Source organism: Actinomadura keratinilytica (genome assembly GCF_039539665.1).
In the GTDB taxonomy this organism is placed as follows: Bacteria; Actinomycetota; Actinomycetes; order Streptosporangiales; family Streptosporangiaceae; genus Spirillospora; species Spirillospora keratinilytica.
This window is the reverse complement of the sequence record NZ_BAABDO010000039.1, coordinates 14,218-29,952: the sequence shown is the minus strand read 5'-3', so window position 1 is coordinate 29,952 and position 15,735 is coordinate 14,218. Positions and strand designations below refer to the sequence as shown.

12 protein-coding genes are annotated in these 15,735 nt (G+C 73.7%); 8 read left to right on the top strand and 4 right to left on the bottom strand.

The window, feature by feature from the left end:
* Positions 1-4 precede the first annotated feature (4 nt).
* From pulA to ABD879_RS15085, 3 genes are all read left to right on the top strand, one after another.
* A complete protein-coding gene (gene pulA / locus ABD879_RS15095; protein ID WP_345021842.1) occupies positions 5-2,764 on the top strand; it encodes a pullulanase-type alpha-1,6-glucosidase in 2,760 nt (919 codons plus the stop codon).
* A 52-nt stretch (positions 2,765-2,816) separates the two neighbouring features.
* On the top strand, positions 2,817-4,409 hold the full coding sequence (locus tag ABD879_RS15090) for an alpha-amylase (protein WP_345021840.1): 1,593 nt from the start codon (positions 2,817-2,819) through the stop codon (positions 4,407-4,409).
* 124 nt (positions 4,410-4,533) lie between these two features.
* Positions 4,534-5,229, top strand: a complete 696-nt coding sequence (locus ABD879_RS15085) for a nucleotidyltransferase domain-containing protein (RefSeq protein ID WP_345021838.1) — start codon at positions 4,534-4,536, stop codon at positions 5,227-5,229.
* A gap of 130 nt (positions 5,230-5,359) precedes the next feature.
* Here ABD879_RS15085 and ABD879_RS15080 read toward each other — a convergent pair whose 3' ends face one another.
* Positions 5,360-5,659 carry an NIPSNAP family protein gene (locus ABD879_RS15080; protein ID WP_345021836.1) on the bottom strand — a complete coding sequence of 100 codons (300 nt, stop codon included), beginning with the start codon at positions 5,657-5,659 and terminating at the stop codon, positions 5,360-5,362.
* 195 nt (positions 5,660-5,854) lie between these two features.
* Between ABD879_RS15080 and ABD879_RS15075 the strand changes: the two genes are divergently transcribed.
* Positions 5,855-9,394 carry an nSTAND1 domain-containing NTPase gene (locus tag ABD879_RS15075; RefSeq protein WP_345021834.1) on the top strand — a complete coding sequence of 1,180 codons (3,540 nt, stop codon included), beginning with the start codon at positions 5,855-5,857 and terminating at the stop codon, positions 9,392-9,394.
* 340 nt (positions 9,395-9,734) lie between these two features.
* On the opposite strand, the gene ABD879_RS15070 is transcribed toward ABD879_RS15075, so the two are convergent.
* A complete protein-coding gene (locus tag ABD879_RS15070) occupies positions 9,735-9,890 on the bottom strand; it encodes a hypothetical protein (protein ID WP_345021832.1) in 156 nt (51 codons plus the stop codon).
* A 38-nt stretch (positions 9,891-9,928) separates the two neighbouring features.
* Between ABD879_RS15070 and ABD879_RS15065 the strand changes: the two genes are divergently transcribed.
* On the top strand, positions 9,929-10,276 hold the full coding sequence (locus ABD879_RS15065) for a hypothetical protein (RefSeq protein ID WP_345021830.1): 348 nt from the start codon (positions 9,929-9,931) through the stop codon (positions 10,274-10,276).
* A 55-nt stretch (positions 10,277-10,331) separates the two neighbouring features.
* Here the strand turns inward: ABD879_RS15065 and ABD879_RS15060 are convergent, their stop codons facing one another.
* The gene (locus ABD879_RS15060; protein ID WP_345021828.1) at positions 10,332-11,465 is read right to left on the bottom strand and encodes an ROK family transcriptional regulator; all 1,134 of its coding nucleotides are present in this window, start codon (positions 11,463-11,465) and stop codon (positions 10,332-10,334) included.
* A 148-nt stretch (positions 11,466-11,613) separates the two neighbouring features.
* On the opposite strand from ABD879_RS15060, the gene edd reads away from it, so the two are divergent.
* From edd to eda, 3 genes are read left to right on the top strand one after another with little or no spacing between them, the layout of a single operon-like run.
* The gene (edd, locus tag ABD879_RS15055) at positions 11,614-13,443 is read left to right on the top strand and encodes a phosphogluconate dehydratase (protein WP_345021826.1); all 1,830 of its coding nucleotides are present in this window, start codon (positions 11,614-11,616) and stop codon (positions 13,441-13,443) included.
* Positions 13,440-14,453 (top strand): glucokinase, encoded by a 1,014-nt coding sequence (gene glk, locus ABD879_RS15050; RefSeq protein WP_345021824.1) that lies wholly within the window; start codon positions 13,440-13,442, stop codon positions 14,451-14,453. Before edd ends, glk begins: the two co-directional genes overlap by 4 nt.
* Entirely contained in the window at positions 14,450-15,073 is a 624-nt protein-coding gene (gene eda / locus ABD879_RS15045) for a bifunctional 4-hydroxy-2-oxoglutarate aldolase/2-dehydro-3-deoxy-phosphogluconate aldolase (RefSeq protein WP_345021822.1), read from the top strand. The genes glk and eda overlap by 4 nt, the downstream gene beginning before the upstream one ends.
* A gap of 111 nt (positions 15,074-15,184) precedes the next feature.
* Here eda and ABD879_RS15040 read toward each other — a convergent pair whose 3' ends face one another.
* Positions 15,185-15,730 (bottom strand): DUF1707 SHOCT-like domain-containing protein, encoded by a 546-nt coding sequence (locus ABD879_RS15040; protein ID WP_345021820.1) that lies wholly within the window; start codon positions 15,728-15,730, stop codon positions 15,185-15,187.
* Positions 15,731-15,735 lie beyond the last annotated feature (5 nt).

Here is a 15,735-nt window from a genome sequence, read left to right as displayed (position 1 = left end):
CGCCATGCGCCGACCGACGTCCGCTCCGGACGCCCCGTACCCGCACCCCACCGCACGCTGCACGCGCTCCCGGCGGAAGACGAGCGCCGCCCGACGGTGGGTGCGGGCGGCGGTGGCCGCCGTGATGCTGGCCGGGGGAGCGGTGGCCCTGCAGGCACCGGCCGCGGCGGACGCCGACCTGTCGCACGCCCGCGCCCACTGGATCGACCGGAACACGCTCGCGTGGAAGACGGACACCGGGCACCGGCACGAGCTGGTGTACTCGCCGTCCGGGAACGTGCGGGTGGAGAACGGCGACCTGGCCGGCGACCGCCGCGTCGTCCCGCTGACACCCGTCCCGGGCGGGCTGACCGCTGCGCAGCGCGCGCGGTGGCCGCACCTGGCCTCGTACGCCGCGTTCCGCGTGGCCGTCCGCGACATCGGCTCGGTGCTGCGCGGGCAGGTCGTGGCGGTCGAACGCGACCGCGGCGGGCGGCTGCTGAACGCCACCGGCGTGCAGATCCCCGGCGTGCTCGACGACGTGTACGGACGGGCGGCGTCCCGCGCCCGGCTCGGGCCCGTCTGGCGCGGCGGCGTGCCGACGCTGTCGGTGTGGGCGCCCACCGCGCGCCGCGTCGCGCTCGACCTGGCCGGGCGGACCGTCGCGATGCGCCGCGACGACGCCACCGGCGTGTGGTCGGTGACCGGGGCGCCCTCGTGGAAGAACCGCCGGTACGCCTTCCGGGTGACGGTGTTCGCGCCGTCCGCCGGACGCGTCGTCACCAACCTCGTCACCGACCCCTACAGCCTCGGCCTGACCGCCGACTCCGAACGCAGCCTGCTGATCGACCTGTCCGACCCGTCGCTGGCCCCCGCCGGATGGAAACGGCTGCGCAAGCCCGCCGCCCTGCGCCGCCCGTCCGTCTACGAGCTGCACGTCCGCGACTTCTCCGCCTCCGACCGCACCGTCCCCGAGCGGCTGCGCGGCACCTACGGCGCGTTCGCGGTGCGGGACTCGGCGGGCATGCGGGCGCTGCGCGGCCTGGCCCGCGACGGCGTGTCCCATGTGCACCTGCTGCCGGTGTTCGACTTCGCCACCGTCCCGGAACGCCGCACCGACCGGCGCGCCCCCGCCTGCGACCTGGCGGCGCTGCCCCCCGACTCCGAGCGGCAGCAGGAGTGCGTGGCGGCCGTCCGCGACACCGACGCGTTCAACTGGGGCTACGACCCGCTGCACTACACCGCGCCCGAGGGCTCCTACGCCTCCGACCCCGACGGGCCCGCCCGGACCAGGGAGTTCCGCGGGATGGTCGCCGCGCTCAACCGGGCCGGCCTGCGCGTGGTGATGGACGTCGTCTACAACCACACCCACGCGTCCGGGCAGGACCCCCGCTCCGTCCTCGACCGCATCGTCCCCGGCTACTACCACCGCCTCCTCGAAGACGGCCGCGTCGCCACCTCCACGTGCTGCGCCGGCACCGCGCCCGAGCACACGATGATGGACAAGCTCATCGTCGACTCGGTCGTCACCTGGGCCCGCCACTACAAGATCGACGGGTTCCGGTTCGACCTCATGGGCCACCACCCCAAGGCCGGCATGCTGCGCGTCCGGCAGGCCCTCGACCGGCTCACCCCCGAACGCGACGGCGTGGACGGCCGCTCCATCGTCCTGTACGGGGAGGGCTGGGACTTCGGCGAGGTCGCGGGCGGCGCCCGCTTCGAGCAGGCCACGCAGGCGAACCTGGCCGGCACCGGCATCGGCACGTTCAACGACCGGCTCCGCGACGCCGTGCGCGGCGGCGGCCCGTTCGACCCCGACCCGCGCGCGCAGGGCTTCGGGTCCGGCCTGTGGACGGCGCCCAACGGCGCACCGGCGGGCGGCACCGGCGCCGAACAGCGCGCCCGCCTGCTGCGCTCCGCCGACCAGATCAAGGTCGGGCTCACCGGCAACCTGCGCGACTACCGCTTCACCGCCTCCGACGGGCGCACCGTCACCGGAGCGCAGGTCGACTACAACGGCGCGCCCGCCGGCTACACGGCCGCCCCGCACGAGGCCGTCACCTACGTGGACGCGCACGACAACGAGACCCTGTACGACGCGCTCGCCTACAAGCTCCCGCCGTCCACGCCGATGGCCGACCGCGTGCGCATGCACGTGGTGTCCCTGTCGACGGCGCTGCTGAGCCAGGGCGTCCCGTTCGTGCACGCCGGGACCGAACGGCTGCGCTCCAAGTCCCTCGACCGCAACTCCTACGACTCCGGCGACTGGTTCAACCGCCTGCTGTGGGACTGCCGCGACGGCAACGGCTTCGGCGCCGGGCTGCCGCCCGCCGCCGACAACCGGGACAAGTGGCCGTACGCCCGGCCGCTGCTCGCCGACCCGGCCCTGCGCCCCTCGTGCGCCGACATCGCCGCCGCCCGCGCCCGCACCGGCGAACTGCTGCGCATCAGGGACTCCTCGCCGCTGTTCCACCTGCCCGCGGCCGCGGACGTGCAGCGGCGGCTGACCTTCCCGCTCAGCGGCCCCGGCGAGACACCCGGCGTCATCACCATGCGGCTGGACGGCCGCGGCCTCGACCCGCGCTGGAAGTCGATCACCGTCGTGTTCAACGCCACCCCGCGGACGCAGACGCAGACGGTGCCCGCGCTGCGGGACGCCGCCGTCGCTTTGCACCCCGTCCAGGCCGCGTCCGCCGACCCCGTCGTCCGCCGCTCCGCCTTCGACGCCGCCACCGGCACCCTGACCGTCCCCGCCCGCACCACAGCCGTCTTCGTCGAATCCTGACCAGAGCCTGATCGGGGGACCCGTCCCGCCCACACATCCAGGAGGCACGCGAATGCGACCACGCCGCACCGCCCTGCTCGCCGCGCTCACCCTGACCGCGGCGTTCGTCCCCGCCCTGGGCACCTCCCCGCCCGCCGCCGCGGACCCGCCCGGCGACAAGAAGGTCATCGTCCACCTCTTCCAGTGGAAGTGGAAGGACGTGGCCGAGGAGTGCGAGAGCGTCCTCGGCCCCAAGGGCTACGGCGCCGTGCAGATCTCACCGCCGCAGGAGCACATCGTCCTGCCGGACGCCGGGCAGGGCGGCTACCCGTGGTGGCAGGACTACCAGCCCGTCAGCTACCCCAAGGGCGACTTCGCCAAGCTCACCACCCGCCGCGGCGACGTCACCGCGTTCCGCGACATGATCGCCCGCTGCCACGCCGCCGGCGTCAAGGTGTACGCCGACGCGGTCATCAACCACGCCACCGCCTCGTCCGGCGGCACCGGCAGCGCCGGCACCCGCTTCACCGGCAAGTACACCTACCCCGGCACGTTCTCCGACGCCGACTTCCACACCTGCCGCCGCGGCATCGCCACCTACCAGGACCGCTGGGAGGTGCAGAACTGCGAACTGGCGGGCCTGGCCGACCTGAAGACCGAGGACGCCGGATACGTCCGCCCCACCCTCGGCGGCTACCTCAAGGACCTGGCGTCCCTCGGCGTCGACGGCTTCCGCATCGACGCGGCCAAGCACATCCCCGCCGCCGACCTCGCCGCCATCCTCGCCGAGATGCGCAGGCAGATCGCCGCCGACCCCGCCTTCCCCGCCACCGGCACCCGCGACCCCTACGTCTACCAGGAGGTCCTCTACGGCTCCGGCGAGGCGGTCAGGCCGTCGGAGTACCGCGGCAACGGCGACGTCACGGAGATGCAGGCCATGGACTTCCTGGCCATGAAGTTCTGGACGACCGGCGACCCGAACAACCGGCTGCACCAGCTGCACGCCTTCCCCGTCAACTGGGGCGACGACATGGAGCCGGGCGACAAGGCGGTCGTCATGGTCGACAACCACGACAGCCAGCGCGACGCCCTGTCCGGCCGCCGCATCCTCACCTACAAGAACGGCGCCGCGTACCGGCTGGCCAACGTGTTCATGCTCGGCTGGGACTACGGCACGCCCGTGGTGATGTCCAGCTTCGGGTTCACCCACCGCGACACCGGCCCGCCCACGAACGGCGGCGGCACCACCAAGGACGTCACCTGCGACGGCACCGAATGGATCTGCGAGCACCGCTACCCGGAGATCGCCGCCATGGTCGGCTTCCGCAACGCGGTGGGCGACACCCCCGTCAACAAGGCCCACGACGCGCCCGAGCAGGACTGGTACACCGACTACACCGAGGGCGGCCCCGGCAACAAGATCGCCTTCAGCCGGGGCGACCGCGGCTACGTCGTCATCAACCGCGACGAGTCCTCCGACTGGAACCGCACCTACCGCACCCGCCTGGCCCCCGGCCGGTACTGCGACGTGATCGGCGGCGGCTACGACCCCGCGTCGAAGTCCTGCGACCCGTCACACGTCATCACGGTCGCCGACGACGGCACCTTCACCGCCAGCGTCCCCAGGATGACCGCCCTGGCCATCCACGTGAACGCCAAGCTCTGAAGGCCGGCACCGCGTGAGGGCCGCGTCCATGACGCGGTCCTCCCCGCGGTCGATGCCCGGCCGGCGACCGGCCTCGGCCGATATCGGTTTGGCATCGCCTGCCCCCATCGACCAGGCTCGCCGTGTGGACGATCTCGGTGTGCGGCTGGTGCGCGACCACACGATCCTCTCGGTGGTCGTAGGCTCACGCGCCTACGGGCTGGCGGTCGACGGCAGCGACGTGGACCGGCGCGGGGTGTTCGTGGCGCCGACGCCGCTGTTCTGGCGCTTCGACAAGCCCCCCACGCACGTCGACGGCCCCGCGCCCGAGCAGTTCTCCTGGGAGGTCGAGCGGTTCTGCGTCCTGGCGCTGGGCGCCAACCCGACCGTCCTGGAATGTCTGTGGTCGCCGCTGGTGGAGCGCGTCACCCCCGTCGGCGAGGAGCTGCGCGGTCTGCGCGGCGCGTTCCTGTCCCTGCGGGCGCACCGCACCTTCCTGCGCTACGCCGAAAGCCAGTTCCGCAAACTGGAGGCCGACCTGCGCACCCGGGGCGAACCGCGCTGGAAGCACGTGATGCACCTGCTGCGCCTCCTGATCAGCGGACGCCACCTCGTCCGCCACGGCGAACCGCTCGTCGACGTCGGCGACCACCGCGAGATGCTGCTGGCCGTCCGCCGCGGCGAGCTGCCCTGGGACGAGATCACCCGCTTGCGCGCCGCCCTGACCGCCGACATGGACAAGGCCCTGGCCGCCACCCCGCTCCCCGCCGCCCCCGACCGCCCCCGCATAGAAGACTGGCTGATCTCCCTACGCCGCACCCGAATCACCTCAACCCCCTGAAACAGGACACCGGTACCCGCGCAAGCCCCGCGGTGGTCGATCCACGCGATTGCGCGTTCCCGTCGTCGGCTCGGCCGCCCGTCGGCGATTGCCGGCGGCGCGCGGCGATGTGCAGACCGTGTGCCGGGGTTCAGTAGAACTGCTCTACGACCCGCACGTCGCGGGCGACCAGGTAGTCGGCGGGGTCCAGGTTCATGGCTGCACGCTTCGGTGACGCCCAGTACTGCTTGTTGCGCTCCTCGAAAGACTCCGGACCGTCGTAGGAGATCAACCACACGAACTGGCTGCGCTCATGGTCCAGCCATGCGCCGCCTATCTCGAATCCGAATTCCAAGCGCAGCGGGACGACCAGTTCCCGCCACTTGGCCGCCCACTCCTCCAGCAGACCCTCGCGGATCGTGTACGTACGCAGCTGCGTCGTCCTTGCCATCTCCGTTGCCTTCCGTATTCGATGCTCGCGAATGCCGCGTCGCAATGCCCCCGACCATGATCGACAGACTGGCCCGTTCCGGCCGCTGCCTTGCCCGGTCGGAGCAACTCATTTGATCATGAATGAAGACGTACTGTGTTCCCGCGGCCTCCGCAGGAGACGGCCGATTCGCGTGATATGTGATGGAAGGGCCATATGAGGCGTCGGCGGGGCGCACTGCTCCTCCAGGTTCTTCTCGTCCTGCTGGCGAGCCTGCTGGGCATCGTCACCAACTACGCCACCAACGTCGACGACACGCCCCTTGTCCTTCGCGTTCTGCAGAAGGCCGCGGTACCGGGCATCGGGGTGCTCATCCTGGCGTTGATCATCGGACACGTCATCGCCTTCCGGCTGGAAAGCCCGGCGCCGCAGCCCCGCATGTGGGATCAAGACCGTGCTCCCTACCCGGGCCTGGACGCCTTCACCGAGGGCGAGGCGGCGGTCTTCTTCGGGCGGGACGTCCAGATCGCCGAACTGACCCGCCGGCTGCACGCCTCTTCCGAACGTCCGTCCGACCGGTTCGTGGTGCTGGTAGGGGCCTCGGGCAGCGGAAAGTCATCGTTGGCCCAGGCCGGCGTCATGTCCCGGCTTCGGCAGCGGCGTTGGGTGATCCTGCCGGTGCTGACCCCCGGCTCGAACCCGATCGGCGCTCTGGCCGCGGCCGCAGGAGCACCGGACACCGCGGCGGCCGTGCGCCGGCTGCGCCGTTCTCCGGCGAGCCTGACCGACCTGCTCGACGAGAGCCGTCGCAGAGGCAACCGGTTCCGGCGCATGCTCCTGGTGATCGACCAGTCGGAGGAGCTGCTCACCCTGGCGGGCGAGCGGGAAAGAGACCTCTTCCTCGGGGCGATCGCGGAGGCACTGGCGCGTGACCCCCGTCTCTGGGTGCTCGCCACCGTGCGCATCGAGTTCCTGCGGGACTTCCTCGACACCTCGCACGCCGAGCTGTTCCAGAGCCCGGTCGCGATCGGGACACTGGGACGTTCCCAGCTGGCCCAGGTTATCGAGCAGCCGGCCGCCCTGGTGGGGCTGCGTTTCGCACCCGGACTCATCGAAGTGATGATCGAGGAGGCGGGAACCAGCGACGCGCTGCCGCTGCTGGCATACCTGCTGCAGGAGCTGTACTTCTCCGTGGGGCCGAATGCGCTGGTCACCGAGGATGCTTACCGGGCTCTTGGGGGTGTGGCGGGAGCGCTGGCGCGGCAGGCCGACTACGTCGTGGTCGAGTTGCGCGGTGAGCAGGGGGTCGACGCGATCCTGTCGGTGCTGCTCAAGTTCGTCACCATCGAGGGGCAGGACGTCACGCGGCGGCGGGTGGCGTTGGAAGACCTGTCCGCCGACGAACGCGCGGTGGTGGACGCCTTCGTCGACGCCCGGCTGCTCGTCACCGACGTCGGCGACGGCCGGCCCTACGCCCAGGTCGCCCACGAGGCGCTGTTCCGGCAATGGCCGCCGCTGCGGCAGGAGGTCGAGACCCGCGCCGAACAGCTTCGTCGGCGGGGTGAGCTCGAACGCTGGGCGGCCGACTGGGAGCACTCCGGCCGCAGCGCCGACTACCTGCTCACCGGGGAGCGGTTGACGCTCGCCCGGCAGTGGTTCGCCGGCCTCGAGGAGGCCGGGCAGGCGTCCGGCGAGGTCCGCGCGCTGATCGAGGCGTCCCAGCGGCGTGACCTGGCGTTCCTGCGCAGGGTCTCCGACGGGATCGCCGAACATGTGCTCACCAACGCCGAGCGGTATCCCGAGCTGTCGACCATGTTGTCGCTGGCGGCGCTGTCGGACTGCCCGCCCACGCAGGCCGCGAGGCGTGCTCTGATGACCGCGCTGGCCTTCAACCACCTCTCCGACGTTCTGGAAGGGCACACCGACGCGGTGCGCAACCTCGCCTGGTCTCCCGACGGGTCCCGCATCGCCACGGCGTCGCGGGACGGCACGGCGAGGATCTGGGACGCCGCGACCGGCGACACCGTCACCGTCATCGACGGGCACGACGACATGGTGGAGATGGTGGCCTGGTCCCCGGACTCCACGAAAGTGGCCACCGCCTCACGCGACCGCACGGTCGGCATCTGGGACGCGGCCACCGGACAGCGGCGTGCGAGCCTGACCGAGGCGACCGACGTCGTACGATGCGTCGCCTGGTCGCCGGACGGCCGTTGGGTCGCCGCCGGGTCTCGGGACCTGGTAGTGCGGGTCTACGAAGCCGCCACGGCGCGTCTCATCCGCGAACTGCACGGCCATGCGGACAACATCCTCGGCCTGGCCTGGTCTCCCGACGGCGCTCGGCTGGCCAGCGGATCGCACGAACGCGCCGTCCGCGTCTGGGACGTCGAGACGGGCGAGCAGTGCGCGATGCTCGAGGGGCCGGAAGACTTCGTCGAAGGCGTCGCCTGGCATCCCGATGGCGAACACGTGGCCGCGGCGTCCGGCGACCAGACGGTCCGGTTCTGGCATGCCGCCACCGGACGGCAGGACATGCTGATCAGAGCTCATGAGGAGCGCGTGTGGAACGTCGCGTGGTCGCCGGACGGCACCCGGCTCGCCTCCTGCGGCGCCGACCGTACGGCGCGGGTGTGGGATCCCGCTTCCGCCCAGGAGATCGCCGCCCTCCGGGGGCATGACGGCGACGTATGGGGGGTGTCCTGGTCGCCGGACGGCAGTCGGCTGGCCACCGCCTCGGGAGACCGGACCGCGAGGGTATGGCACCTCACACCGCGCGGGGTCGAGGAGACGCTCCTGACCGGGCATCGCGGGCCCCTGCGAGGCGCCATCCACTGGAGCGGCGCGCGGCAGCAGATCGTCACCTGCTCGGATGACGGGAGCGTCCGGTTCTGGGACCGGGAGTCCGAACGGCAGACGGTGGTCATCAGCCGGCACCGGGACGCCGTCCTCGGCATCGCGTCGGCTGGATCCGTCCTGTTCACCTGCTCGGCCGACAAGACGATGACCGCCTGGGACGTCCGGCCGGGTGTTCCCGCGCGGATGCTGTGGTCGGTCGACCATGCCGACGCCGTACCGGAGGCGATAGCCCTCGCCGGAGACCGGCTCGCCACCGCGGGGCGCGACCGGCGGATCCGCCTGTGGAGCCGCGCCGACGGCTCGCTCCTGGGCGAACTCACCGGACACCGGGATTGGGTGACGGGAGTGGCCTGGTCGCCGGGCGGAGTCCTGCTGGCGTCGACCTCGGATGACCGTACCGCCCGCATCTGGGATACGGGGAACGCGCGGGAACTCACCGTGCTGCGGGGCCACGATAACTGGGTGGACGACGTGTCCTGGTCACCGGACGAGCGCTTCGTCGTCACCTGCTCGGCCGATCGGACCGCTCGCATATGGTCTGCGGCGAGCGGCGACCAGGTCGCCGTGCTCGAGGGCCACGAAGCCCGGGTGCACGCCGTGGCCTGGTCTCCCGACGGGACGCGGATAGCGACCGCGTCGTACGACCGGACCGTTCGCGTCTGGGACGCCCGGAGGGGCACGGAGGTCGGGATCATCGGGGTTCACCGTGACCGGGTGACCAGTGCCGTATGGACCCCTGACAGCCGGTACGTCATCACCGGCTCCTTCGACGGTACGGCCCGCCTCTGGAAGGCCGAGACCGATCTCGACGAGCTCAAGGCGGTCGCGCGCACCCGCGTCTTCCGCCCCCTGAGCGACGACGAGCGACGCGCCCATATGCTGCCCGTCCCCGATCAGTGATCGAGCGCGTGGCGCAGGGCCGGGTGGGAGGGCGTCTGCGGTGTATCGGGATGGGCGGGAGGCGCGAACTGATTGATCTTGGTGCTCGTCATACGCACCTGCAAGGGCTGGACGGCCGGGCGGCCGCGGCCCGGTGGTGTGAAGGACAAGGGCATAGAGGGGAGTCGCGGGCGGCGATGGCTTGGGGACCTCAGGAGCACCAGGACGGCCTGACGGCGGGCGGGAACCTGTTCCGGCATCTGATGTCCGGAGGTCAGCTCACCCCGCTGCCGGCGGGGGGAGTCGTCCTGCAGCGGGGCGAGAACGCCTACGCCGATCTGCCGCTGGAGTACTCCCGGTTCTACGGCATGAACGTCCAGCACCAGTCGGTGGTGGCGATCGGCTCGCCGGCGTTCATGCTGGGGGCGATGGCGGGCAACGTCATCGCCCGCAAGCGCGCCGAGTCGGCCGCGGCGCCGCAGTGGCGCGAGCACCAGATCGCCCGCGTCGTGCTCACCGCCCAGCGGCTCATGGTCGCGACGGACCGGGTGGCTGATGTTCTGGCACGGGGGACTGGTGGAGTTCGTCCCCAACCCCGAGCAGTTCACCATGGTGCTCGCCTACTCCGACACCGAACCGGTCATGCTGCGCGGCCCGGGGGTGCCGTGGGTGGCGGTGTCCATGGCGAACCTGCTCTACGACCCCGACCAGATGGCGCGGCTTCCCGGGTTCGCGGGGATGGCCGCCTGGTACCGGAGCCAGGTCGAGCAGGAGTACCGGCTGAGCCGGCAGCGCGAACTGGAGGCTCCGGCGGCCCCGGCGCACGATCAGGCGCCTCCGCCGCGGCAGGGCGGCGGCGCCGTCCAGGCGGAGGCGCAGGAAGGGCCGGACGAGCCGGCTTGAGCGCCCCGCGGCCGGCGTGTCCCTCTCGCCGCGGCGATGAACCGGGCCGGGTGCCTCAGGAGCGGGCGGCGGTGAGGGCGGCGTCGACGGTCGCGGGGGCGAGGAGGTGGTCGAGGGTCATGACGGCGCAGCCGATGAGGCCCGCGGTGTCGCCCAGGCGGCTGGGCTCGATGCGCAGCCGGCCGGTGGCCAGGGCCGTGGCGCGCCGGTAGACGACCTCGCGGACGCCCGCGATGAGCGGCTCGTAGGCGCCCGTCAGGTCGCCGCCGAGGACGACCACGGCCGGGTTGAGCAGGTTCACCGCGGTGGCGATCACCTCGCCGAGCAGGCGGCCCGCGTCGCGGACCAGGCCGACGACGGCGGGGTCGCCCGCGCGGGCGCGCGCGGACAGCTCGGCCAGGTCGCGGGCGCCGGAGCGGGCCAGCAGCGCCGCGCCGCCCGCGACGGCCTCCAGGCAGCCCAGGTTCCCGCAGCGGCAGGGGGACTCCCCGGCGCCCGGGACGGGCACGTGCCCGATCTCCCCGGCCGCGCCGAGCGCGCCGCGCTGGATCCGGCCGCCCATGATCAGCCCGCCGCCGATGCCGGTGGAGACCTTGACGAACAGCAGGTCGGCCAGGTCGGCGAACCGGGTGCGGTGCTCGCCGAGCGCGGCGGCGTTGACGTCGTTGTCGAGCAGGACGGGCACGTCGAACCGCTCGGCGACCAGCGGGCCGACCTCGACGCCGTCCCACGCCTCGGGGGTCAGGCCGACCGGGTCGGGGACGGCCAGGCCCGCGCCGCGCACCGTCGCGGGGGACCGGCCGGCCTTGCCCAGCAGTTCGCTCCAGCGGTCCAGCAGGCGGGGCAGCACCGCGCCGGGGGACAGGTCGGCGGGCAGGTCCACGTCGGCCTGCACGAGCAGCGTGCCGGCCAGGTCGCACACGGCCGCCTGGCCGCGGGACCGGCCGAGGTTGGCGACCAGCACGGCCCCGCCCGCGGCGTTGAACTCCAGCCGCGCCGGCGGGCGCCCGCCGGTGGAGGCGCCGTCGGCCCGCTCGACCAGCAGCCCGTGCGCGATCAGCTCGTTGACCCGCGCCGCCACGGCGGGACGGGACAGGCCGGTGAGCCGCCCCAGTTCGGCGCGCGTGGACACGCCCTCCTCCCGGACGAGCCGGAGCACCTCGCCGCTGGTGGACGGGCTTCTGCGCATCCCGTCAGTGAAGCACGGGCTCCTTGCGGATGTCCACATGGCGAAACCACCGGGAGTTTTGTCATCATAGATGCCTAAGTCTGTTGTCTGGGTTTTCGTTACCGCGATAGGTTGCGGAGCGTTCGTCCCCCCGGTTCTGGAGCGTTCTATGAGCACCACGCCGCATCCCGTCGTGGCGCGCGTCACCCGGCGTGTCGCCGAACGCAGCGCCGGACGCCGCGCCGCGTACCTGCGCCGCATCGCCGAGGCCAAGGCCGCCGGCCCGGCCCGCACCGCGCTCGGCTGCGCGAACCTGGCGCACGGGTTCGCCGCCTGCGGCCCGCTGGAGAAGCTGCGGCTGCGCGGCGAGGAGACCCCCAACATCGCGATCGTGTCGGCCTACAACGACATGCTGTCGGCGCACCAGCCGCTCAAGGACTACCCCGACCGGATCAAGGCCGCCGTCGCCGCGGCGGGCGGCACCGCCCAGTTCGCCGGGGGCGTGCCCGCCATGTGCGACGGCATCACCCAGGGCCGCGCCGGGATGGAGCTGTCGCTGTTCAGCCGCGACGTGGTCGCCATGGCCACCGCGGTCGCGCTGGCGCACGACATGTTCGACGGGGCGCTGCTGCTCGGCGTCTGCGACAAGATCGTCCCCGGGCTGGTCATCGGGGCGCTGTCGTTCGGGCACCTGCCGGTGATCCTCGTCCCGGCCGGGCCGATGCCGTCCGGGCTGCCCAACGCCGAGAAGGCCAAGGTGCGCAAGCGGTACGCGGCGGGCGAGATCGGCCGCGACGAGCTGCTGGAGGCCGAGGCCGGGTCCTACCACGCGCCCGGCACCTGCACCTTCTACGGCACGGCCAACTCCAACCAGCTGCTCATGGAGGCGATGGGCCTGCACCTGCCGGGGGCCAGCTTCGTCCCGCCCGGCACCGAGCTGCGCGACGCCCTCACCGACGCCGCCGCGCGCCGCGTCCTGGAGCTGACCGCGCTGAAGGGCGACGACGCCTACCTGCCGATCGGGGAGATGCTGGACGAGCGCGCGTTCGTCAACGGCGTCGTGGCGCTGCTGGCCACCGGCGGGTCCACCAACCACACGCTGCACCTGGTGGCGATGGCCGCGGCCGCCGGCATCGAGCTGACCTGGGACGACTTCGACGAGCTGTCGGCCGTCACGCCGCTGCTCACCCGCCTGTACCCCAACGGCACCGCCGACGTGAACCACTTCCACGCCGCGGGCGGCACCGCCTTCCTCATCGGCGAGCTGCTGGACGCCGGGCTCCTGCACGAGGACGCCCGCACCGTCGGCGGCGGCACCCTGGCCGCCTACCGCCAGGCGCCCAGGCTCACCCCCGACGGCCTGACCTGGGAGCCCGGCCCGCGCACCTCCGGCGACACCGATGTCCTGCGCCCGGTGGACGAGCCGTTCGACCCGCAGGGCGGGCTGCGCACCGTCCGCGGCAACCTGGGCCGCGCGGTCATCAAGGTGTCGGCGGTGCGGCCCGAGCACCGCGCGATCGAGGCGCCCGCGCGGGTGTTCGGCTCGCAGGAGGAGCTGCACCGCGCGTTCTCCGCCGGGGAGCTGGACCGCGACGTCGTCGTGGTCGTCCGCCACCAGGGGCCGCGCGCCAACGGCATGCCCGAGCTGCACCGCCTCACCCCGCCGCTGTCGGTGCTGCAGGACCGCGGCCACCGCGTCGCGCTCGTCACCGACGGCCGGATGTCGGGGGCGTCCGGGACGGTGCCCGCCGCGATCCACGTGTCCCCCGAGGCGGCGGCGGACGGCCCGCTGGCCCGGCTGCGCGACGGCGACATCGTCCGCCTCGACGCCGACAAGGGCCTGCTGGAGGTGCTGGTCTCCGACGAGGAGCTCGCCGCGCGGGAGCCGCACGGGGGCGCGCCCGCCCGGGGCGAGTGGACGGGCACCGGCCGCGAGCTGTTCGACGCCTTCCGCCTGGCCGTCGGTCCGGCCGAGCGCGGCGCCGGGGTGGTCGTGTGACCGTGCGGGCGGAGGCGGCCGGGCCGTGGCTGGTCGGCGACGTCGGCGGCACCAACGCCCGGTTCGCGCTGGTGGAGGGCCCGGGCGCCGCACCGGACCGGGTGCGCGTCCTGCCGACCCGCGACTTCACCGGGCTGGGCGAGGCCGCGGCCGCGTACCTGGCGGAGGAGACCGCCCGGCCCGCCGCCGCGTGCCTGGCGGTGGCCGGTCCCGTCGGCGGCGGCCGCTACCACCTGACCAACGCCGACTGGCGCCCGGGCGAGGTCGCCGGCGTCCGCGACCGCCTCGGGCTGCCCGTGGTCGAGGTCGTCAACGACTTCGCCGCGCTGGCGGCGTCGCTGCCCCTGCTCGGCCCGGACGACCTGCGCCCCGTCGGCGGCGCGGCGCCCGCGCCGGACGGCACCGCCCCGCTGGCGGTGCTCGGCCCCGGCACGGGCATGGGCGTGGCCGGGCTCGTCCCGGTGCCGGGCGGCGGGTGGCTTCCCACGCCGGGGGAGGGCGGGCACGTCGACGCGCCCGCCGCCACCGACGAGGAGGTCGAGGTGGTGCGGCTGCTGCGGGCCGAATGCGGCGCCGCGAGCGCCGAGCTGCTGCTGTCCGGCGACGGCCTGGCCCGCCTGCACCGGCTGCTGGGCGCGGTGCGCGGCACGCCCGCCGAACCGCTGACCGCCGCGCAGATCGTCGCCGGACGCGACGACCCGCTGTGCGCGGGCGCGGTGGCCGCGTTCTGCGCGCTGCTCGGGTCGTTCGCCGGGAACGTGGCGCTCACGCTGGGCGCGCGCGGCGGCGTCTACCTGGGCGGCGGCATCCTGCCCCGGATCGCCGACACGCTGGCGGCCAGCGACTTCCGCGCCCGCTTCGAGGCCAAGCCCCCGGTCGAGGACTACCTGCGCGCGATCCCCACCGCGCTGGTCGTCCACCCCTACCCGGCCCTGCTCGGCGCCGCCGCCCACCTGGCCCGGACGCACCCGGGCCGCGGCGCGGCCGCCCCTACCCTGGAGAAGGCATGAGAACCGAGGAACTGTTCGACCTGGCCCCCGTCGTGCCGGTGGTGGTGCTGGACGACCCCGACGCCGCCGTCCCGCTGGCGCGGGCGCTGGTCGCGGGCGGCCTGCCGGCCATCGAGGTGACGCTGCGCACCGCCGCCGCGCTCGCCGCGATCGAGCGCATCGCCGCCGAGGTGCCGGACGCCGTCGTCGGCGCGGGCACGGTCGTGCGGCCCGAGGACGCCGCGCGCGCCGCCGAGGCGGGGGCGCGCTTCCTGGTCAGCCCCGGCTGCACCGACCGGCTGCGCGAGGCGATGACCGAGACCGGGCTGGCGGTGCTGCCCGGCGTGTCCAGCGCCTCGGAGGCGATGGCGCTGCTGGAGCACGGCATCACCGCGATGAAGTTCTTCCCGGCCGAGGCCGCGGGCGGCGCCGCCTACCTCAAGGCGCTCGGCGGGCCGCTGCCGCAGGTGCGGTTCTGCCCGACGGGCGGCGTCACCACCGACAACGCGCCGCGCTACCTGGCGCTGCCCAACGTCGGCTGCGTCGGCGGCACATGGATCACCCCGGCCGACGCCGTCCGCGCCGGCGACTGGGACCGCATCGAGGAGCTCGCCGCCAAGGCCGCCGCCCTGCGTCCCTGACCGGGGCGCGCGGGGCGTCCGACACCGGACGGCCGCGGTCGGGGCCGGCGGTCCCGACCGCGGCATCGTCGTTTTCGCCGGACCGGCCGGCGCGCCCCCGCGGGGCCCGTGTCAGGGGTTCCCGCCGGTCCGCTGGGTGCGGCGCCACCGCACGGTGAGGACCACCGCGCGGACCACCCACACCAGCAGGGCCAGCTGCAGCACCGCCAGCAGGCCCGCTTTCACGCCCACGGTGAACGTCGCCACCAGGAAGACGGCCAGCAGCAGCGGGAAGGCGAAGTGGTGCCGGTGTCCGTGCACCGGGTGATGCCGGTGTCCGTGCCTGAGGTGGCGGCGGTGTCCGTGCATCCAATGGTGGTGTGCGAGCGCCGGATGCGGTCCCCAGCCCGGGCCCCAGCCCGGCCCCCACGCGGGGGCGAATCCAGGGTGCGGCGCGGGCGGGTCGGGCAGCCCGTTGGGCTCGGGCAGGTCGTGGACGACGGCGGCGAGGTCGGCGCGCGTCTTGGCGGCCAGCACCGCCTCCAGCCGTTCGTCGAGCTCCTCGCGGGTCAGCCGCCCGGCCGCGAAGTGGTCGTGCAGGGCCACGGCCACCGCGTCGCGTTCGCTGTCGCCGATGCGCAACCGGTCGATGTCAGGATCGGGCGAAAGACGGGGCATGGAAG